General features: G+C 43.0%; 14 protein-coding genes and 1 pseudogene. 6 read left to right on the forward strand and 9 right to left on the reverse strand.

Going from position 1 to position 21,047, the window contains the following annotated elements:
- Positions 1-57: 57 nt before the first annotated feature.
- A complete protein-coding gene (locus SJY39_RS06685) occupies positions 58-1,992 on the reverse strand; it encodes a PrkA family serine protein kinase (RefSeq protein WP_010437346.1) in 1,935 nt (644 codons plus the stop codon).
- Positions 1,993-2,505: 513 nt separating this feature from the next.
- Between SJY39_RS06685 and SJY39_RS06690 the strand changes: the two are divergent.
- Positions 2,506-2,679: pseudogene (locus SJY39_RS06690) on the forward strand (MipA/OmpV family protein); the annotation flags it as partial.
- Between the two features lie 109 nt (positions 2,680-2,788).
- Here SJY39_RS06690 and SJY39_RS06695 read toward each other — a convergent pair.
- From SJY39_RS06695 to SJY39_RS06715, 5 genes are all read right to left on the reverse strand, one after another.
- Complete coding sequence (locus SJY39_RS06695; protein WP_010437350.1) at positions 2,789-3,289, reverse strand: YfbU family protein; 501 nt, start codon at positions 3,287-3,289, stop codon at positions 2,789-2,791.
- Positions 3,290-3,513: 224 nt separating this feature from the next.
- A complete protein-coding gene (pflA, locus tag SJY39_RS06700; protein WP_010437353.1) occupies positions 3,514-4,254 on the reverse strand; it encodes a pyruvate formate lyase 1-activating protein in 741 nt (246 codons plus the stop codon).
- Positions 4,255-4,418: 164 nt separating this feature from the next.
- Entirely contained in the window at positions 4,419-5,420 is a 1,002-nt protein-coding gene (locus SJY39_RS06705) for a lipid A deacylase LpxR family protein (RefSeq protein ID WP_010437355.1), read from the reverse strand.
- Positions 5,421-5,628: 208 nt separating this feature from the next.
- On the reverse strand, positions 5,629-7,905 hold the full coding sequence (pflB, locus tag SJY39_RS06710; RefSeq protein WP_010437357.1) for a formate C-acetyltransferase: 2,277 nt from the start codon (positions 7,903-7,905) through the stop codon (positions 5,629-5,631).
- Between the two features lie 307 nt (positions 7,906-8,212).
- On the reverse strand, positions 8,213-9,754 hold the full coding sequence (locus SJY39_RS06715) for a DUF3360 family protein (protein WP_016767646.1): 1,542 nt from the start codon (positions 9,752-9,754) through the stop codon (positions 8,213-8,215).
- Positions 9,755-10,544: 790 nt separating this feature from the next.
- On the opposite strand from SJY39_RS06715, the gene SJY39_RS06720 reads away from it, so the two are divergent.
- From SJY39_RS06720 to SJY39_RS06735, 4 genes are all read left to right on the forward strand, one after another.
- A complete protein-coding gene (locus SJY39_RS06720) occupies positions 10,545-11,315 on the forward strand; it encodes an ABC transporter ATP-binding protein (protein ID WP_004736532.1) in 771 nt (256 codons plus the stop codon).
- Positions 11,316-11,445: 130 nt separating this feature from the next.
- Positions 11,446-12,216 carry an ABC transporter substrate-binding protein gene (locus SJY39_RS06725; RefSeq protein WP_010437364.1) on the forward strand — a complete coding sequence of 257 codons (771 nt, stop codon included), beginning with the start codon at positions 11,446-11,448 and terminating at the stop codon, positions 12,214-12,216.
- Positions 12,217-12,294: 78 nt separating this feature from the next.
- A complete protein-coding gene (locus tag SJY39_RS06730) occupies positions 12,295-13,035 on the forward strand; it encodes an ABC transporter permease (protein ID WP_004736534.1) in 741 nt (246 codons plus the stop codon).
- A 2-nt stretch (positions 13,036-13,037) separates the two neighbouring features.
- Positions 13,038-13,715 carry an ABC transporter permease gene (locus tag SJY39_RS06735; protein ID WP_004736535.1) on the forward strand — a complete coding sequence of 226 codons (678 nt, stop codon included), beginning with the start codon at positions 13,038-13,040 and terminating at the stop codon, positions 13,713-13,715.
- A gap of 71 nt (positions 13,716-13,786) precedes the next feature.
- Here the strand turns inward: SJY39_RS06735 and xthA are convergent, their stop codons facing one another.
- The 3 genes from xthA to emrD all read right to left on the reverse strand — a co-directional run bounded on the left by xthA (position 13,787) and on the right by emrD (position 18,394).
- Positions 13,787-14,593, reverse strand: coding sequence for an exodeoxyribonuclease III (gene xthA, locus SJY39_RS06740; RefSeq protein WP_010437369.1), 807 nt, complete (start codon positions 14,591-14,593; stop codon positions 13,787-13,789).
- A gap of 170 nt (positions 14,594-14,763) precedes the next feature.
- The gene (locus tag SJY39_RS06745; protein WP_081275285.1) at positions 14,764-16,929 is read right to left on the reverse strand and encodes a S9 family peptidase; all 2,166 of its coding nucleotides are present in this window, start codon (positions 16,927-16,929) and stop codon (positions 14,764-14,766) included.
- A 259-nt stretch (positions 16,930-17,188) separates the two neighbouring features.
- The gene (gene emrD, locus SJY39_RS06750; protein ID WP_016796903.1) at positions 17,189-18,394 is read right to left on the reverse strand and encodes a multidrug efflux MFS transporter EmrD; all 1,206 of its coding nucleotides are present in this window, start codon (positions 18,392-18,394) and stop codon (positions 17,189-17,191) included.
- Positions 18,395-18,894: 500 nt separating this feature from the next.
- Between emrD and SJY39_RS06755 the strand changes: the two genes are divergently transcribed.
- A complete protein-coding gene (locus SJY39_RS06755; protein WP_016792969.1) occupies positions 18,895-21,012 on the forward strand; it encodes a methyl-accepting chemotaxis protein in 2,118 nt (705 codons plus the stop codon).
- Positions 21,013-21,047 lie beyond the last annotated feature (35 nt).

The following is a 21,047-nucleotide window of genomic DNA, read 5'->3' on the forward strand; positions in this document are numbered from 1 at the left end:
CGTATAAAGTTATTGATTAGTACGAGCTGCTCACCTGAACAGCTCAAAACCGTTTCATTATGAGGATTTGCGAACTCTTAGGTACCACTCGGATAGCAGTCTGACTTGTTTTTCGGTGTAGCCTTTTTCCATCATACGAGCAACGAAGTCGTCATGTTTTTTCTGGTCATCCGTTGAGGTTTTAGCATTGAACGAAATAACAGGAAGCAGCTCTTCTGTGTTGGAGAACATTTTCTTCTCAATCACAGTGCGAAGCTTCTCGTAACTGGTCCAGACTGGGTTTTGACCGTTGTTGTTGGCTTTGGCACGAAGCACAAAGTTCACTATCTCGTTTCGGAAGTCTTTCGGGTTGCTGATACCGGCTGTTTTTTCGATTTTCTCCAGTTCACCATTCAGTGAAGCTCGATCAAATAGCTGGCCTGTTTCTGGATCGCGGTACTCTTGATCTTGAATCCAGAAATCAGCATAAGTCACATAGCGGTCGAAGATGTTTTGACCATACTCAGAGTAAGACTCTAGATATGCGGTTTGAATCTCTTTGCCGATGAACTCGACGTAACGAGGTACTAGGTATCCTTTCAAGAACTCAAGGTACTTCTCTGCGGTTTCTTGAGGGAATTGCTCACGTTCGATTTGCTGTTCAATTACGTAGAACAGATGAACTGGGTTAGCAGCGACTTCGGCTTGGTCGAAGTTAAACACACGAGAGAGGATCTTAAAGGCGAAACGTGTTGATAGCCCAGACATGCCTTCGTCAACACCAGCATAGTCTCGATATTCTTGGTAGCTTTTCGCTTTTGGATCGGTGTCTTTTAGAGTTTCACCATCGTAAACACGCATTTTTGAGAACAGAGAAGAGTTTTCCGGCTCTTTCAGTCTGGACAGGATGCTGAATTGCGATAGCAGATCGAGTGTGCTTGGCGAACAAGGGGCTTTGGATAGCTCACTGTGTTCAAGCAGTTTCTTGTAGATCTTAACTTCTTCAGAGACGCGCAGACAGTAAGGGACTTTTACAATGTACACACGGTCGAGGAAGGCTTCGTTGTTTTTGTTGTTACGGAAGGTCTGCCACTCAGATTCGTTCGAGTGAGCTAAAATCATACCGTCAAATGGCAGTGCAGAAAGCCCTTCGGTACCGTTGAAGTTGCCTTCTTGTGTTGCCGTTAGTAGAGGGTGCAGTACCTTGATTGGCGCCTTGAACATCTCTACGAATTCCATAACACCTTGATTTGCTTTACATAGAGCCCCCGAGTAGCTGTAGGCATCAGGATCATCTTGGGAGAAGTGCTCAAGTTTACGAATATCCACTTTACCAACCAAAGAAGAAATATCTTGGTTGTTTTCATCACCTGGCTCAGTTTTCGCGATCGCAACTTGATCGAGGATAGAAGGACGTAACTTGATGACTTTGAATTTGGAAATATCACCGCCAAAATCGTGCAGGCGTTTTGCTGCCCACGGAGACATAATTGAGCGAAGGTAGCGTTTCTCAATGCCGTATTCGTTCTTCAATAAGTCGCCATCTTCGTTTACATCGAACAGGCAGAAAGGATGATCGTTAACTGGGCTTCGTTCACCGTCAGCAGACAATACATAGATTGGCAGTTTTTGCATCAGTGCTTTAAGCTTTTCAGCAAGAGAAGATTTACCACCGCCCACAGGGCCAAGGAGGTAAAGGATTTGTTTACGTTCCTCTAGACCTTGCGCAGCATGTTTTAGGTAAGAAACAATCTGTTCAATCGCATCTTCCATGCCGTAGAAATCTTTAAATTCGCTGTAGCGTGAGATGACTCGGTTCGAGAAAATACGGCTGAGGTGAGGGTCTTGAGCGGTGTCAATGACCTCTGGTTCACCAATGGCCAGTAGTAAGCGCTCAGCAGCATTAGCATAAGCACTCTTATCGTCTTTACACAGCCCCAAGAATTCTTGCAGTGTCAGCTCTTCTTCCTTGGCTGCTTCATAACGTGATTGATAGTGGTCAAAAATACTCATAGTCACATTCCCCTTGTTAACCAGTCAAAACTGACGAGCGATTGAAAAATAGGCTCTCCCTACAATTTAAGGTTAGACCCGCTTCCACAATTTTGCTTAACAATTATGTATTTATTTACAATTTTGCGTGTGGAAAGTGTTGTGAAAGCAATGGGCAACTTGAGGTGAGTAGAATGAAATTATTTTGTATTCGAGGTGGCTAAGCGTTTGTTTTGTGATTTTAAGAAGCTTTCCAATTCCCATACTGTATTTATACCTATTCGACGTATAACTGAGCTCTATTAATTCTATGGGATTGAAAACCATATAAGGCGTGGCGTTATCAAAAATTGTTCAATAAATAGGTAGATGTAGCGAAGAATAATGGATTAGAAACGGTCGTCATCGGCGCCGCAATATTAGTAACGACAAATGTATACGCGAGAGTCTCATAGTGGTCGTTTGGCGTTACAGCTTCTTATTCATCAACGGTCTATAAAAATACACTGTCAAACCGAGTTGTGATCCCTATGTGCAGACGGCGATAGTCAGTACTTTATTGGTTTAGGTGGTTACTTACATTTGACGCCAAATATCCGAATCACTGGTGGCGTTCGTAATATCAATCTTGAAGGAGATATAGAGCATAGCCCAATACTTGAAAGTGGTATCAACATGGCCGTGAACGTCGGTGTTGCTTACGTCTTCTCGTTGCTTTGGTTTTTCTTTCTAAATGCTGACATTAAAAAAGGGTTACTCATGATGATTAACCCTTTTCTTGAAACTTTTTAAAAGTTATCGCTGATCTATTAACGTATTAAGCGCTAAAGATCTGAGATAGTTCTGTCGAACATAGGTGGTACTGACGAGGACAGTTGCGCCATGTTGTTAACATGCGGCGGTATTTCTCTAACATTGGCATTTGGCTGTTGAAATGGTGATCAGCTTTGTCGAATTGAGGGTAAAGACCTTCAGAATCTACAAGGAAACGCACGTAATGCACGATTTGAGCTTCAGATGCTATATCAAAACCTAGGAACTGAAGACGACGCTGGTCAACTTCAGCACGCTCTTGCTCTGCAAGCATTTTGTTCGACTCTTGCATAGCATGGTACATTTCCATGATGTCGATAATTTCACGACATTCAGCTTCAGTCAAACAACCGAATTCTTTGTTAAGTTCACGCATTTGGAGCTCGTAACCACGTTCTACAATCGTTTGTAGACGCTGGTATTTCGCCGAGTTCTCAGGGTTCATTTGAGACATTAGGTAGTATTGATTTGATAGAATTAGACGCTGAGCATTGGTCATTTCCATGGGATGAGCCTCACTAAAAAACTAAATGTTATATTCTTTTGTTGCAGTAAGAGTAACAGCATTCCTACGCGTGGAAACATGATCTCAACACGGATTTAATATGATTTTTTTAATTGATAAACAAAAGTTGTAAAGAAAAGTGAAAGGATAGTTAGCGCTAGAAAAGAAAACGCCCCAATCGAAATTGAGGCGTTTAAAATAGAGGTTGAGCATCGTCTGCAGTATTAGTATTTTACGTTTGAATGATACTGGCTAAGTACTGCAACAATCTCGTCCATTTTCTCTTTACTTGGCGGATTTGTACCTTCAAGAGGGTAGTCAAAGCCAAGCGCTTCCCATTTATGAGCACCAAGCTTGTGGTACGGAAGAAGCTCGACTTTCTCGATGTTATCCATGTCTTTAATGAATTCACCTAGAAGATGAGCATCTTCTGGTGTGTCGGTGTAGCCCGGAACAATCACATAACGAATCCAAGTTTTCTTGCCAATCTTGTGTAGGTAGCGTGCAAAATCCAGTGTACGTCTATTGGATACACCAATGAAATCGTGGTGAATCTCATCTCGCATGTGCTTTAGATCTAACATTACGAGATCAGAAGCTTCTAGAACTTCGTCAACCACTTCTGTGTGCTTACGAATGTAGCCGTTAGTGTCGAGACAAGTATGAATGCCTTCAGCTTGAGCTGCACGGAAAAAATCACGAACAAACTCTGGTTGTAGCATGGCTTCACCGCCAGAACATGTGATACCACCACCGGAAGCTTTCATAAAGTGACGGTATGATTTTGCTTCGTTGATGATCTCTTCAACTGTTACTTCTTTTCCATCATGAAGATCCCATGTATCGCGGTTATGGCAGTACATACAACGCATTAAGCAGCCTTGAAGAAACACAATAAAGCGGATACCAGGGCCATCGACAGTACCACAAGATTCGAATGAGTGAATGCGACCAGTTGTAGACATGAGCTATTCTCGTAGAGGAATTTATACCGTTTATTTTATTACAAAAACGGTACATAAAATAGGGTCAAATGGTAACGAGGCCCTTAAAAATAAAGGCAATCACCGGTCAAGGTGATTGCCTTTAATAAACTTGGAAAGTAAAGGATGAAAGCCCTTACTAGTGGCTAGAAAAAAGCAAACATGGTGATACCACCAGTGGTGTACACTGACTCTTTTGCTTCTTTGTAATCTGGTGTTTTTGCTGTTAGTGCGAAAGATGCACCAACGTATTGATTATACCAAGCAACACCCAATACAGCCGTTGCTTGAATGTTCTCTAAAGTAACATCGTAAATAGCTGGGTCTTGGTTATTTTTATTAGCGTACTCGTCAACACCTGAACGATCACCTTCGATAGTCAGGTCATTGAATCGGTAACGACCCTCAAGGCCTGCGTAAGTAAACCAACCATTGTTTGATGCACCAATCATACCCGGTCGGAATGGGTTTTCAGTAGTGATATTGGCCGCGCCAAAGTTGCCGCCTAAATCGGTACCCCAACGGAACATAAAGCCTGTTTGGATATCACTTCTAAAGTTACCTACATTGATTTCTGAGATGTTTGATATTTCAAAGTCTGTGTTCGCAATAGATTGGTTACGCATAAGATTGAAATGGCTTAAGTAACCGACGCTGCCAGCGTACTCGTCATCTATTTGATATTCCCAGCCCATAGGCTCGTCCGATTTCGTGATCGAGTGAACCAGTTTTTGAGCGTCTTCGGAAAGTGCACGCTCACCCGTTGTACCAAAGGTGATGTTAAAGCGTTGGGCTTGCTGTGGATGCAGGCTGATGTAATTGAACTCGGTATGCAGGTAACCTGCATATGGACGATCATTGGCTGAAGGTGTTTCTAGTTCAATATCCGAAGGCGTATACATTTTGTGGCCAATGGTGATTTCCCACTTATCTAAAGAACTTGCGCCCCAATAGGAAAGACTTAGTGGTTTGGCCCAATTGTAAGGAGTAATACTTGATGATGTGTAAGCCAGAAATAAACCGTTGGTATAGTCTTGGTCGACGCCAAAGATGCCATCGTTGTCTAACGCAAAAGTTAACGTAGAACGTTCAGATGCCAATGATGAAAAAGAGAGAAGGATCAGTGGTAAACAACGAAGGTATTTCATGTAGCAGTTACTCTAAAATTATGAACCGAGATAGTATCGTAGTTTGCATGAATTTGTGGAAAAAAAGTGAATGGAAGGGGGCTTTTTTGCTCAATCTAACACTTTGAGAGGTTGGTTAAATCAGTACGATTTATGTCAGATATAAAAAAGCCCCGCACATTGGCGAGGCTAATTAATATTACTGAATGGTCAGTTTAAGCGTTTAAGCTTATAGAGACTCAGTAAATGTACGTGCGATTACGTCAGCTTGCTGCTCTGAAGTCAGAGAGTTGAAGCGTACAGCGTAACCAGAAACACGAATCGTTAGCTGAGGGTACTTCTCAGGGTGCTTAACTGCGTCTTCAAGAGTTTCGCGGTTAAGAACGTTAACGTTAAGGTGTTGACCACCTTCAATGCCAGCTTCGTGGTGGAAGTAACCATCCATTAGGCCTGCAAGGTTAGCACGTTGGCTGTCTTGTTCTTTACCTAGTGCGTTTGGCACGATAGAGAACGTGTAAGAGATACCATCTTGTGCGTCAGCAAACGGTAGTTTACCTACAGACGTTAGTGAAGCTACAGCGCCTTTCTCATCACGACCGTGCATTGGGTTAGCACCAGGAGCGAAAGGAGCACCAGCACGACGACCGTCTGGAGTGTTACCTGTTTTCTTACCGTATACCACGTTAGATGTGATAGTAAGAACTGACTGTGTAGGGATAGAGTTACGGTAAGTCTTAAGCTTACGGATCTTGTTCATGAACGTAGAAACTAGTTCACAAGCAATGTCATCTACACGAGAGTCGTTGTTACCGTATTTAGGGTAATCACCTTCGATTTCGAAGTCAGTTGCAATGCCATCTTCGTCGCGGATTGGTTTAACAGTCGCGAATTTTATTGCAGACAGTGAGTCAGCTGCAACAGATAGACCAGCAATACCACAAGCCATAGTACGACGAACGTCACGGTCATGAAGAGCCATTAGAGACGCTTCGTAGCTGTACTTATCGTGCATGTAGTGGATGCTGTTTAGTGCAGTCACGTATTGCTTCGCTAACCAGTCCATGAAGTGATCTAGACGGTCCATTACTTTATCGTAATCAAGAACAGCGTCAGTCATTGGAGCTTCTTTAGGACCAACTTGCATCTTAAGTTTTTCGTCCATACCGCCGTTGATTGCGTAAAGCATTGTTTTCGCAAGGTTAGCACGAGCACCGAAGAACTGCATTTGCTTACCAACGATCATTGGAGATACACAACAAGCGATAGCGTAATCATCAGAATCAAGGTCAGGACGCATTAGGTCATCATTTTCGTACTGGATAGAAGAAGTATCGATAGATACCTTCGCACAGAAACGTTTGAAGCCGTCAGGTAGTTGCTCAGACCAAAGAACAGTGATGTTTGGCTCTGGAGAAGGACCCATTGTGTATAGAGAGTTTAGGAAACGGAAGTTCGAACGCGTTACTAGCGTACGACCGTCGATACCCATACCACCCATAGACTCTGTTGCCCAGATTGGGTCGCCAGAGAATAGCTCATCGTACTCAGGAGTACGTAGGAAACGAACCATACGTAGCTTCATTACGAAGTGGTCGATCATTTCTTGAGCTTGGTCTTCTGTAATCTTACCAGCAGCGATATCGCGCTCGATGTAGATGTCTAGGAAAGTCGAAGTACGACCTAGAGACATTGCAGCACCGTTTTGAGATTTAACAGCAGCTAGGTAGCCGAAGTAAGTCCACTGGATAGCTTCTTGAGCAGTTTGAGCTGGCTCAGAGATATCGAAACCGTACTTCTCAGCCATTTGCTTGATTTGACCTAGAGCACGATGTTGCTCAGAGATCTCTTCACGCAATTGCATTGTTGCAGTAAGATCTTCGCCGTTCTCGAAACGCTCTTGTAGAGAAGCGAATTGAGCAGCTTTGTCTTTCATTAGGAAATCAATACCGTAAAGTGCAACACGACGGTAGTCACCAATGATACGACCACGGCCGTAAGCATCAGGAAGACCAGTCAGAACACCAGACTTACGACATTTTAGGATATCAGGAGTGTAGATATCGAAAACGCCAGCATTGTGTGTTTTGCGGTATTCTGAGTAGATTTTTGAAACCATTGGGTCAAGAGTTTCACCGTATGCTTTACAAGAACCTTCAACCATACGTACACCACCGTTAGGGATGATTGCACGTTTTAGTGGCTTCTCAGTTTGTAGACCAACGATAGTCTCAAGATCTTTCTCAATGTAACCTGCATCGTGAGCAGTAATGGTAGAGATAACAGAAGTATCGAAATCTACAGGTGCTTTAGTTGCGTTTTCCTGTTTGATACCTTCCATTACCGAAGACCAAAGCTTGTTAGTCGCTTCAGTACCCTCAGAAACTAGGAAAGACTCGTCGCCTTCATACGGCGTGTAGTTCTTTTGAATGAAATCACGAACGTTTACTTCGCTTTGCCACTCACCTGCAGCAAAATCTTCCCAAGCTTTAGCAAATTGCTCTGCCATGACATACCTACCTTTTTAGTAGAAAAAATACGTACATTAACACTGTTGAGCCAGCGCCCCTCGTAAGGGTAGTACACTCTTATTAATAACAATATATATGAGCATATAAGCGTCATATGGTTATATATATTGTCACTACCTTTTATATGTTGTCTTTACTCTATGCATTTAAGACTACGCTAAAAAATTCCTGCAAACCTTAAACTAAATCAATAAATACCAAAAAAAGTTGAAAAAATTTGAGTGACAAGGGTTGCCACCCAAACTTTTTTTTAATCCGAATACTACTTATGTGTAGTAAGGACTATTATAGCCAAGCTTTCAGGCCATATTGACTTTCTAGCATACCAACCGCAAGCATTGCTACCAGACAGATAACCAAAACGCCGACAGGGATAACAATCTTGTCTACAAATGATAGACGCTTCGCACGTTCTTTATCACCAATTAGACCGTTGTTATCAAGAAGCATCGTTAATGCCCATGCTAATACTGGGTTAACAACCGCTGAACCGAAGATACAGATACCCGCTGCTTGAGAATCTTTTGAATCCTTGACCATTTGCATACCCGCTTCAAGTAGAGGTAGTGATACACCTACAAGTAGTGCTACACGCATTACTGGTGGCCATACTGCAACGTCCATTGGGAAACCAAGGATTGCAACAATAATACACAGAGAACCAAGCAAGATAGCGCCGCCAGGGATTGGACGTTTCGCGATTGCTGCTGGGATCATGTAAGTACCCCAAGAAGATGTGATGTTACCACCACCTACTGCAGTACCGACCATTTGACGAACAGAACACATCGTCATTGTGTCATCTACGTCCATCAGAACTTTTTCAGAACGTTTAGGGTAGTTCAGCTCTTGGAAGATACGGTGACCTAGGAAGTCTGGTGACCACATTGCTACTGCAAGAATAGCGAACGGTAGCGAAGCGATGAAGTGCTCAACATTTGGCAAGCCAAGCATCCAACCTTCAGAAGTCGAACCCCACCAGTAAACTGGGTTTAGGTTTGGAATGCCCATTTCAGTTTCGAACACGATATCGAAACCAGCGCCTAATGCTAATGCAATAGCAAGGCCTGTAAACGCACAAACTGGAATAGCTAACCAACGCTTGTTCACTTTTGCTAAGAAAGCGTAGATAGCAATAGTAATAGCAAGAACGATAAGACCCACGTAACCCATGCTACCCGCTTCAACAGTAGAAGATTGAAGACCAACCGCCCATGCTTGAATTGAGTTGATTTGGCTCATGGTACCGGTTAAGCCTAAGAATATGAGCAAGCCACCTGCTGTACCTTCAGAAGTTAGGTTAACAAGTTTAGATCCGCCTTTTAGGAAACTTAGGATGAGACCGAACACACCGATCAGGATGGCCAATGCAAGAGGGTGAGCACCAGCGAGAGCGATGGTACCGATAAGAGGGATCATTGGGCCGTGGTTGCCGGCAAGGTTTGCTTTAGGGTTAAAGAAACCAGAAGCAAGGATACAAAACAGTAGTGCAGGAATAAGCATTTCTACACGAGCGACTTCAATTGCGAAGTCTTTACCTAGGTTTACGTGATCCCAAGCTTGAGTTAGGCCATCAGCCCACGACATCATTACTGCAGAGTACATCGCAATGATACCAATAGTACCAGCAAGTGCAGGAACAAGATCTTCAAGTTCAAAGCGGAAGTCACGACCTGGAAGGTTTAAACCGAAGCGGCGAGGCTTCATGATTTGAAGTTCGTGATCTAGATAATCTGAGCGGCTCTCAAATTCAGAAGCAGGACGGTGTAGCTCTTTATAGCTTTTCTCTTCTACTTCAGAGTTCGCATTATTGACAACGTCTGACATAGATTCCTCATATTTTTATGTTAGTAATTCTAAAATTGAATTCTATAAGTTCGCGTAATTGCGTTATTTCTTAGTTATAACTCATTAACATTATGTTGCACGGTTTTGCTGTGCTTTATGCAGTTAAGTTAAAAGAAATGTTTGGCATTTTTAATGCCTTATTTTGTGTTGAGGAGTCTAACAAGCTTACCCTTTAGGGTGATTGATCTTGATCACTTTATGAGTGTATGTGAAAGAAAGCTACAAAACGCAGCGATTCATTAACGTACCATTGATAAAAAGTGTAATTTGTTTTCACAAACTGACGTTAACCTCTATTACTCGAGCCTTGGTGGTTAAAGCATATGCTGCAAACCTAAATCTTATTGAGTTATTTCACTATTATTGGATTACCTTCGAGCGCTAGAGAAATACTTACAATGTAATAACCTTAAAATTACTGTGCCTTATAGTGTGTTGTGTATGGCTCTATGAGCGTTATATTTTTTGTCAGCGACATTTTCTAGCACACAAAATTTGTTTTGCTAGTAAGACATCGAGCTACGTAAATCTCATTTTGATTAACTTTATGTAAACAATGTAAGAGTGGTAATTACGACTTATTGATAGAACTCATTCATTAAATTGAGGGGAAAACGCTACCTTTTGCATAATAAGTCAGAGTGAATCGCTATTTATTCCAAATTCTTAGGTTAATAATTTGTTGCATGTTAATCCGTGTGGTGCTAGTTTGTATCGCATGAAAAGGTCGGAGTACCTTGCATTTTCACAAACTTGGGAGAGAAAGCGCATGAAAGATGTACCAGCGCTGGACATAAAGGATTTACACAAGACGTTTGGTCAAAATGAAGTTTTAAAGGGAATTTCACTTTCTGCGCATAAAGGCGATGTAGTATCGATTATCGGATCTTCAGGGTCGGGTAAAAGTACTTTCCTTAGATGTATCAATCTTTTAGAGACACCTACTGCTGGCGAGATTTGGGTTAACGGCGAATTAATTCAGATGAAAAACAACCGCCAAGGTGTTTCTGTGCCTGCTAACGAAAAACAAGTACAGCGAATCCGTTCTCGCCTAGCCATGGTTTTTCAGGGTTTTAACCTATGGTCTCACCTGACTGTCCTCGAAAATGTTATTGAAGCACCTGTTCATGTCTTAGGTGTACCTAAAGCTCAAGCGATTGAAAATGCAGAGCTACTGCTTAAAAAAGTAGGTTTGTATGAGCGCAAAGATTACTACCCAGGCCATTTGTCTGGCGGGCAACAACAACGTGCTGCGATTGCAAGAGCGTTAGCCGTTGATCCTGAAGTGATGTTATTCGATGAGCCAACATCGGCGCTTGACCCAGAGTTAGTAGGTGAAGTTCTTGGCGTAATGCGTGACTTAGCAGAAGAAGGAAGAACCATGCTTGTGGTAACACATGAAATGGCTTTTGCTCGTGATGTATCAAACCATGTGATGTTTCTCCATCAAGGTTTAGTGGAGGAACAGGGCGATCCAGCTAAACTGTTTACGGAACCTGAATCTGAACGATTACAACAATTTATCTCTTCGATTTACTAATCAGAATTGAAATGCCGTCGCCAAGGTAAACAGCGGCGGTGTGAACAATGAAACACAACAAGTACAGTAATAACAAACACAATATTAAAAACTAGCAAAACATAAAAACCTAAATCACAGGAGTAGGGATATGAAAAAGTGGTTATTAGTCGCGGCACTTGCTGCAACTGCTGCAACGGGCGTAGCTCAAGCAAAAGAATGGAAAACAGTACGCTTCGGTATTGAAGGTGCTTATCCTCCATTTAGCTGGACAGAAGCTGATGGTTCACTGAAAGGCTTCGATGTTGATATGGCTAACGCACTTTGTACTGAAATGCAGGTGCAGTGTAAGATCGTTGCACAAGATTGGGATGGTATTATTCCTTCTCTACTTGCTCGTAAATATGATGCGATCATCGCGGCAATGTCTATCACGGAAGAGCGTAAGAAAAAAATCGATTTCACTGGTAAATACGCACTTATCCCAAATAAGTTCATCGCTAAGAAAGGCGCAGGCCTTAACTTTGACGATCTAAGTGGTCAAAAAATTGCGGTTCAACGTGCAACAACCCACGATAAATACCTGACAGATAACTACGGTGACACAGTAGAAATCGTTCGTTACGGTTCATTCGATGAAGCTTACCTTGATCTAGCAAACGGCCGTGTTGCTGCTGTACTAGGTGATGCATCTGCTCTAGAAGAAGGTGTCCTAAACAAAGCTGGTGGTGAAGACTACGAGTTTGTAGGCCCATCACTAACGGATCCTAAGTGGTTCGGTGAAGGTTTTGGTATTGCTCTACGTAAGCAAGACAAAGATCTGACTAAGCAATTAGATGCGGCAATCCTTTCACTTCGTGAAAAAGGCATCTACCAAGATATCGCTGCTAAATACTTCAACTACGACGTATACGGTCAGTAATCTCTAGCGCCAATTCTTAAGGGAGAGGCTCTCCTCTCCCTGTCTTACCAACTTTTCGCAGTTCTGTTGGAATTCATTATGTTTGATTTACAAGGATATGAAGCTTCGATCCTGAAAGGGGCGGTGCTTACAATCGAAGTTGCCTTGCTGTCGCTAATTTTAGCTATGGTTCTTGGTATGCTAGGTGCCTTAGCAAAACTCGCGCCTTATCGTTGGGCTCGCGCTATCGCAACCCTCTATACAACCGTCATTCGAGGCATTCCCGATCTAGTCTTGATGATGCTGATTTTCTTTGGTGGACAAATCCTTCTAAACAACAGTTTGTATTCCATCAATGAATGGCTCAATGAGTGGTTCACATCAAGTGATCCTAACCACGAATGGACCGCTTACTTACCTGATTATATCGATGTCAGCCCATTCATTGCTGGTGTCTTAACCATTGGCTTTATCTTTGGCGCTTACATGGCTGAAACTTTCCGTGGAGCAATCATGGCGGTTGATAGCGGTGAAATGGAAGCAGCAAAAGCTTATGGCATGGGCCCTGTCTTAGCATTCCGCCGTATCCTATTACCGCAAATGATTCGTCACGCATTGCCAGGTTTCGGTAACAACTGGTTGGTTCTACTCAAGACTACCGCGTTGGTTTCCATTATCGGTTTAGAAGATATGGTGCGTGTTAGCGCATTGGCGGCGGGTTCAACCAAAATGCCATTTACCTTCTATATGACAGTGGCACTTATCTTCCTATTCTTCACCAGTGTTTCGACGGGCTTACTTAAGTTGGTTGAACGTAAATTCAGCATCCACGCGAGGTAGTTATGGACTTTTCATTGATAATTGAAAGCCTGCCGATTTACCTTAGTGGTTTATGGACAACGGCTTGGATGGTTTGCGTAGCTTTGATCATTGGCTTATGTGTAGCCATACCATTAGCTATCGCTCGTAACAGCCCAAATATGCTGATTAACGCTCCTGCTTGGTCGTTCATCTATTTCTTCCGTGGTACGCCATTATTGGTGCAGTTGTACCTGATTTACTACGGAATGGATCAGTTCTTCCCTGTAAAAGATACACTATGGGAAAATGCATGGTTTTGTGCTTTGGTGGCATTCATCCTTAACACATCGGCATACACAGCTGAAATCATTCGCGGTGCGATTAACGGCTTACCAAAAGGTGAAGTTGAAGCAGCAAAAGCGTATGGCATGAGCACACCTAAGACATACCGACGTATCATACTGCCAAGTGCATTACGTCGTGCATTACCGGCTTACAGTAACGAAGTTATCTTTATGCTTCACGGCTCAGCCGTTGCAGGTATTGTGACGATTATGGATCTAACGGGTGCAGCTCGTTTGGTTAACTCTCGCTACTATGCTCCGTTTGAATCTTTCCTAACAGCAGGTCTGTTTTACATGGGGTTGACGTTTATCATCATTGCGATTTTCAAATTCGCAGAGAAACGTTTCTTAGCTTACTTAAGACCACTTAGCTAATTACACATCATAATTAACAAAACGGCGCTTCTATAGCGCCGTTTTTTATGAGCAGATTCTGTTGCTGTTGATTACTTAAACGTCGACCAAATTGGCGCGTGGTCAGACGGCTTTTCGATGCCACGCAGTTCGTAATCGATGCCTGCTTCAGTACACTTATCAGCAAGCTTCTGAGTCGCAAGTACTACATCAATTCGTAGGCCGCGGTTGTCCACGAAACCTTTCGAGCGGTAGTCAAACCACGAGTATTGGTCGTTTACTTCAGGGTGCAGTAAGCGGAAGCTATCCACAAAACCCCAATCCATCAGTGTTTTCAACCATTCTCGCTCTTCTGGTTGGAAAGAGCACTTACCTGTTTTCAACCAACGTTTCGCATTAGGTTCACCGATGCCGATGTCTGCGTCGATAGGGCTGATATTAATGTCGCCCATCACAATGACTTGTTCGTCTTTGTTGTGGTAGTCATTTAGGTAAGTCATCAAGTCTTTGTAGAACTGGCGTTTGTACGGGTATTTGGTCTCGTGCTTGATGTTGTCCCCTTGAGGGAAGTAACCATTTAGCACGGTCACCTTCTCACCATTTTCATCTTCAAACGTCGCCATGATCATACGCTTTTGATGGTCTTCATTGTCAGTAGGAAACCCTTTCTGCACAGAGATAGGCTCTTGCTTACACAACATTGCCACACCGTAGTGGGCTTTTTGACCGTGGAAGTAAACCTTGTAGCCCATTGCTTCAACATCAGCAATTGGGAAGGCTTCATCGTGTACTTTTATCTCTTGCAGGCCAATCACGTCGGGTTGGTGTTTGTCGATAATAGCTTGCAGTTGGTGAAGGCGGGCTCTAAGGCCGTTGATGTTGAAGCTAATTACTTTCATTTGTTTTTATACCTCTCGTAAACCTTTGTCACTGCTTGTCTTTAAAGGTTTTTTGATTTGGTGGATTTCATGGTTCATCGTATTTAACCATGCTTAATAATTTATGTCGCCACTTTGTAGAGACAAAGTGGCGACATAAAATGATGTGAATACTTACAGTTACGTAGAATCTATTGAGTCTTTAGTAAATCAAAAAAGAAAGCGTATTCAAGTGCGTATTCTTTCAATCGCTTAAATCGACCAGAAGCGCCACCGTGACCGGCTTCCATATCGGTTTTGAATAGCAACACATTGTTGTCTGTTTTCATCTCACGCAACTTCGCGACCCATTTCATTGGCTCAAAGTACTGTACTTGTGAGTCATGGAGGCCTGTCGTTACCAACATGTTCGGGTAGCTTTGCACTTTTATATTGTCGTATGGTGAGTAACCCAACATGTAGTCATAGTAGGTTTTATCGTTTGGGTTGCCCCATTCATCATACTCGTTGGTGGTTAGAGGAATCGATTCATCAAGCATGGTTGTCACAATGTCTACAAACGGAACATGTGCACCAATACCACGGTACAGTTCTGGTGCTTGGTTGATGATTGCTCCCATCAATAGACCGCCAGCAGAACCACCAACAGCGAACACTTTATCTTTTGCGCCGTAGCCTTCTTCAACAAGCCCTTTGGTTACATCAATAAAGTCGTTGAACGTGTTTTGTTTGGTCAGTTTTTTGCCATCTTCATACCAAGGGCGACCAAGCATTTCTGAGCCGCGGATATGTGCGATTGCATAAACAAAACCTCTATCCAGTAGGCTTAGGCGAGTTGAACTGAAGGTCGGTTCCATAGTAGATCCGTAAGATCCGTAACCATATTGGTAGATTGGATTAGTGCCGTCTTTCTTGAACAAGTCTTTGCGATAAACCAAAGAGACAGGTACTTGCTTACCATCGCGAGCCGTAACCATGATTCGCTCTGATTGATAGTTATCTGCTTCGAAATCACCTAATACTGGTGTTTGCTTCTTGATTTCAGACTCACCCGTACTTAGGTCGAAATCATAATAAGTACCTGGTGTGGTTAAGCTGCTGTAATAGATACGAACTTTTGAGTTATCTAATTCATAGTTACTCGTTAGGTAAGCGGCAAATGCGGTGTCGTTGAATTCAAGTGGGAACTCGTTGCCTGTTGAGAGTTGGCGAACTTTCACTGTCGATAAGCCACCCGCACGTTGCTCGTAAACAAGATGGTCATCAAACAACTCGAAATCAACAAGCTGAGTATTATCGTCTGCTGGGATGACATCGACCCATTTTGAGCGGTCATGCACGTCTTTGGTTGTGACTTTCATCAAACGGAAGTTGACAGCTTGGTAGTTGGTGTAGATGTAATACCAATCACCTAGCTTAGCGATGCTGTACTCAATGCCGATCTCTTTTGGGTAGAAAGCCTCAGCTGTAGCCTTTGGGTTGTTGGCATCTATGACTGAAACACCGCTAGTTTCTGTGCTCGAGTGCCAAATGTAGACCTGTTCACCATCTTTGCTTTTACTCAAAGAGGTGTAGTAAGCGCTATTGGTTTCTTCGTAGATTAACTCATCGCTTGCCTGATCTGTGCCTAAAACGTGGCGGTAAACTTGATAACCTAGCAATGTTTGTGGATCTTTCTTGATGTAGTAAAAGGCTTGGTTGTCGTTTTGCCACGCGATAGCACTTGAAGCACCTTTAATTTCGTCTTTTAGGTACTCACTGGTTGTGAGGTCTTTGATCTTGATGGTGTAAATGCGGCGACTCAGTGTATCTTCGCCGTAGGCCAACAAATTTTCGTTTGGACTAACCGTTAAACCGCCAATACTGAAGAATTCATGCTCTTTTGCCAGTTTGTTAACGTCTAAGATGATTTGCTTGTCTGTGCCTACAAAGTCTTTTGCACGTAAGTGAACTGGGTATTCGTTGTCACCTGTGACTTCATTCGAGTAGTAGTAGCTGCCTTTTCGAACCGGTACCGAATTGTCGTCTTTCGCGATTCGGCCTTTGATCTCTTCGAATAATTGTTCTTGTAATATTTCCGTGTGTTTCAACACGGTCTTTGCGTACTGATTCTCTTGCTCTAGGTGCTGTAAGATCTCTGGATCTTGGCGTTCGTCATCACGCATCCAGTAGTAATCATCGATTCGGGTGTCACCATGAATCGTCATTGCATGAGGGACTTTTTTAGCAACGGGTGCTTGAGTTTGCTGAACGATGAGTTGTGATTGAGCGTAATGGTTCATGGTTGGTATTCCTTGATTGCTGCATCCGGCGACAAGTGCGACCGATACGGCTAATGTGGTTAAAGCGAAACGCATCTGTATATCCTTAGTGTGCACCTTACTCGTTTTAATGCCAGCATCCTTTAGTGGTTAGTTTTCTTCCAGTGATGTTAGTTATAATTGGATTCTGGATAGGTACCTTCAGCGTAAGTGTCTGTTATTGCTTTCAAAAAATCAAAGTAATGTTAAATGAAATTGCTGATAATTGAGAGTGGAAGGAATAGATGTGAAACAAAAAAGGACACACTTTTCAGTATATCCCTCTTCGTTGTTTGGGCAGGGTTCGAGTTTTACTTTAGATAGCCAATGGCATTTCGTTTGAATGGTCAGGTTTACGGTTAACCCAATGTAAACCAAGCATGGCGATGAATGACATTGCAATCATCAAGCAACCGAGTGGCAGTTGGTCTTGAGTAGGGAAGAACGATGTCAATAGTGTTGCGATGCCAGCGCCTAGGTTTTGCATACCACCGAGGATCGCGCCCCCTGTACCTGCGTGGAATGGGAATGGCGAAAGCGCTCCCGTTGTTGCAGCTGGAAATAAGATACCAGCGCCTAAGAAGTAAATCGTTGCACCGCCAATCAAAGTTAATGCTGTTGTTTGACCGAATAGACCCGGTATCAACACCACTGTTGAGCCTACCAAGATAGCAACTAGACCAACATTCAGTACGCGGCGCTCAGTACGACGTTGTGCGATGTAACTAGATAGGCCTGCACCGACTAAGTAACCCGGAATGGGTAAGACAAACAACAAGCTTACTGTAGTTGCAGGTAATCCAAGTACGCTGCCAAGCAGCACGCCTGCCGCTGCTTCAAATACGGCTACGCCCGCGAATGTTGCGACTAGCACCAGTAAGAAACCTTGGAAACGTTTGTCAGACAGAACGAATTTGTAGCTGTTGGCAACCGATTCATGCTTGCGTCGTTCTCTTGGCAGTGTTTCCATCATGCTCGTCATCATGGTGATCACAACAGCGATGCCAAACAGCGCAAGGAACAAGTAGCTAGAACGCCAGCCGAAAACTTCTGTTAGGTAACCACCCAATACAGGAGCCATCAATGGTGAGAAAATCACACACATGCTAACTAAGCTGTTTGCACGGTGTAGTTCTGCGCCTTCAAAACAGTCGCGAGTCAATGTTCGAGACATCGCACCGCCACAACCGATGCCCAAACCTTGGATAAAGCTACCCGCTAAGAACCATTCATATTCGTGAGCGAATAATGCCACCAAAGTACCGATGATGTAGATGACCAAACCAATCACGATGATTGGCTTACGGCCTAAGCGATCAGAAAGAGGGCCGTAGACAAATTGTGACAGACCATAAGGGATGAGGTAACACGCCATCACGGCTTGGAGTGAAGACGCAGAAACTAAGAACTCACCCGACATCTGACCGATAGAAGGCACGTACATCGTTTGAGTCATTTGACCTACGGCAGTCAGGATTGCGATTAAAAAGGTAAGTTTCGCTAATGGAAACGAGGCAGACATTTGCGTATCTCTCTAAAAATTAAAGACGTAAAAAGCCTCAGCGCTCCTTTGAGGAGAGCCAAATGAATAAAGTGTTCAGGGAATCTAGGCGCGAGATATTAGATCTTGAATGCCGAGTTAGCAATCAAAAATTGTGAAGTTGATCAAGATAAAAATCTATAGTTTGGATTATTAAAACTAATCCGAAGTTGTTGCGATTTCAAGATGAAAATGCGGCGTTGGATTCCTTGAAATGTTTATGCTCTGGCTATGTTCAAGGTGTTAGATCAATAGCCACATAACCTATGAATATCTGAGTACATTATTTTGAGATCGCAGAAACAAAAGATCAAAAATGCGGCCTATTAACATTTATGTAAACTTTCGTTTTATATGTGTGCAATTTGTGCTGTAATCATCTGCTAAGCTATTCGTCAAACTTATTTACATTGTGCTCGTTAATTCATCTCAATGTGATAGTGACGGTTATGGAAGTCTTTTGGCTTAAATAAGGATATTAAATGCGCTCTCTATCGGTACAGTGGAAAATTACTCTGTTTGCAGGCTGCTGCTTAATCATTACTTCACTGTCTCTTATTGGTTTCTCGATCTATAACGCAACGAGTAATCAACAAGTCATCAAATCTCAAAGTTCAGAGTCGGTTATTAACAAAACCGAGCAGCTTTTGGCGTCGGTTTCTCAACTCAATGCTCAAGAAACACAACGTTATATCGACGAAGCTATCTATCGCGCTGAGATGTTAGCTGCCAGTGCTCAGTTTTTAAAGAACAATGCTGACGAAAACTTTACGCCAAGTGAAGAGTTACGTACGGCATTAGATGAAATGGTGCGTCGTTCAGTTCTTAATTTTGACTCAATTCAAGGTGCATATTTAGTTTTCCAACCTGATTTACTTGATGGTGAAGATGCTAATTATGTCGATGCTGATTATGTTGGATCTAACGAAAAAGGTCGTTTTGCACCGTACTGGAAGGTAGCTGACAATGGTGAGAATGTTCTTTCGAACGTAATTTCAGAATCTATATTGAGTGATGGTAGCAATAGTGAACGCTTTTATTGCCCATTGTCATCGGGTCAAACATGTATCAGCACCCCAAGAGTGGTAAACAGTGGCGGTACAACGTTACTTACTTCTTCAATCTCAGTGCCTATTTTGGTTGATGAGGTTGCTATTGGTTTCTTAGGAATCGATTTAAGGCTTGATGGTTTGGTTAATGTGGTGACTCAATCTGATCAAAGCTTGTTTGAAGGTGCAGGCGCGGTTTACGTTGTGAGTCTAGATGGTTCCGTTATCGCTTCTGATGATCAAAGCATTGCTGTTGGTTCCAACTTCCAAAGTGAAAACACAAATGGAGACTTGATGACCGACTTTATATTCGGTGGTGAAGTGACGACTCAGTGGAGTGAGAGTGGTGAGTGGTTACTCGCATTCGCGCCTGTTTTCGCAGCCAACCAAACTTGGGGTGTGTTGTTTGAAATCCCGCGTGAGAGTGTGGTCGCTGATGCGAGCAAATTGGATTCAATCATTAGTACTAAAGTAAGCGAAGGTATCCAAACGGAAGTCATTGCTGGCGTCATCTTTATTCTTTTTGGTTTAGCTATTATCGCATTTGCTTCATTGTCTATTGTTAAGCCTATCCGACAGGTAGTCGACAGGCTCAATGATATTGCTTCTGGTGAAGGTGATTTGACTCAGCGTTTAGAAGTGAAATCTCAAGACGAAATTGGTCAGTTATCGCAAGGGTTTAACCTGTTCTTAGATAAGCTTCAGCACACGATTAAAGAAGTGATTCAAACTACTGAGCAAGTAGCGAGTACGACAAGTCAAGCTAAGGCATCAGCATCGAGTACACGTGAAAGCAGTGAATCTCAATTTAAAGAAGTCGATCTAGTGGCAACAGCCGCAGAAGAGATGACTCAGACCGCTGGCTTAGTGGTACAAAATGCAGAAGTTGCAGTTGATGCTGCTTGTGAAGCGAATCGTTCTGCTCGACAAGGGCAACAAGTCATCGAACTCTCAGCTGGAGAAATGAGAAAGCTGGTGGAGCGTATGTCGAGTGCTGTTCCTATTGTTGAAGAGTTAGCTAAAAATAATGGTAACATCACCGAAATCTTAAGTGTTATTGAAGGGATCTCTGAGCAAACCAATTTATTAGCATTGAATGCGGCGATTGAAGCGGCGAGGGCGGGTGAGCAAGGACGAGGTTTTGCTGTTGTAGCTGATGAGGTAAGAAACTTAGCAAGTCGTACACAATCATCGGTTGGGGAAATTAGAGCGGTGATCGACAAAGTTCATGCTGGAACTCAAGATGTTGTCGAAGCGATACAAGAAGGTAATATCTTAGCCAACGATACTGCGTTACATGTTCAAAATGCAGTTGAAGATCTTGGTTCGATTTTCACTTCAATTGAAGAGATCAGCGATATGAATAGCCAGATCGTGAGAGCAGCAGAAGAACAGCAATCTGTTTCAGGTGAAGTGAATCAAAGTGTGGTTAACATACGTGACTTAAGCGCGAAGATCTTGGATCAAGCCGCAGCTTCTGAGCAAGTGGGTAGTGAAATCGAGCAACTATCTCAACAGCAACAGAAATTGGTGAATCAGTTCAAGGTCTAGTAGTTCAAGGCCTAGATGGTCACGGTTTAGCTATT

The sequence above is a fragment of the Vibrio sp. R78045 genome (genome assembly GCF_042466085.1).
In the GTDB taxonomy this organism is placed as follows: domain Bacteria; phylum Pseudomonadota; class Gammaproteobacteria; order Enterobacterales; family Vibrionaceae; genus Vibrio; species Vibrio cyclitrophicus.

Coding starts and splice junctions, on each gene's coding strand:
- SJY39_RS06685 (WP_010437346.1), bottom strand. CDS start 1,992: ATGAGTATTTTTGACCACTATCAATCACGTTATGAAGCAGCCAAGGAA.
- SJY39_RS06695 (WP_010437350.1), bottom strand. CDS start 3,289: ATGGAAATGACCAATGCTCAGCGTCTAATTCTATCAAATCAATACTAC.
- pflA (WP_010437353.1), bottom strand. CDS start 4,254: ATGTCTACAACTGGTCGCATTCACTCATTCGAATCTTGTGGTACTGTC.
- SJY39_RS06705 (WP_010437355.1), bottom strand. CDS start 5,420: ATGAAATACCTTCGTTGTTTACCACTGATCCTTCTCTCTTTTTCATCA.
- pflB (WP_010437357.1), bottom strand. CDS start 7,905: ATGGCAGAGCAATTTGCTAAAGCTTGGGAAGATTTTGCTGCAGGTGAG.
- SJY39_RS06715 (WP_016767646.1), bottom strand. CDS start 9,754: ATGTCAGACGTTGTCAATAATGCGAACTCTGAAGTAGAAGAGAAAAGC.
- SJY39_RS06720 (WP_004736532.1), top strand. CDS start 10,545: ATGAAAGATGTACCAGCGCTGGACATAAAGGATTTACACAAGACGTTT.
- SJY39_RS06725 (WP_010437364.1), top strand. CDS start 11,446: ATGAAAAAGTGGTTATTAGTCGCGGCACTTGCTGCAACTGCTGCAACG.
- SJY39_RS06730 (WP_004736534.1), top strand. CDS start 12,295: ATGTTTGATTTACAAGGATATGAAGCTTCGATCCTGAAAGGGGCGGTG.
- SJY39_RS06735 (WP_004736535.1), top strand. CDS start 13,038: ATGGACTTTTCATTGATAATTGAAAGCCTGCCGATTTACCTTAGTGGT.
- xthA (WP_010437369.1), bottom strand. CDS start 14,593: ATGAAAGTAATTAGCTTCAACATCAACGGCCTTAGAGCCCGCCTTCAC.
- SJY39_RS06745 (WP_081275285.1), bottom strand. CDS start 16,929: ATGCGTTTCGCTTTAACCACATTAGCCGTATCGGTCGCACTTGTCGCC.
- emrD (WP_016796903.1), bottom strand. CDS start 18,394: ATGTCTGCCTCGTTTCCATTAGCGAAACTTACCTTTTTAATCGCAATC.
- SJY39_RS06755 (WP_016792969.1), top strand. CDS start 18,895: ATGCGCTCTCTATCGGTACAGTGGAAAATTACTCTGTTTGCAGGCTGC.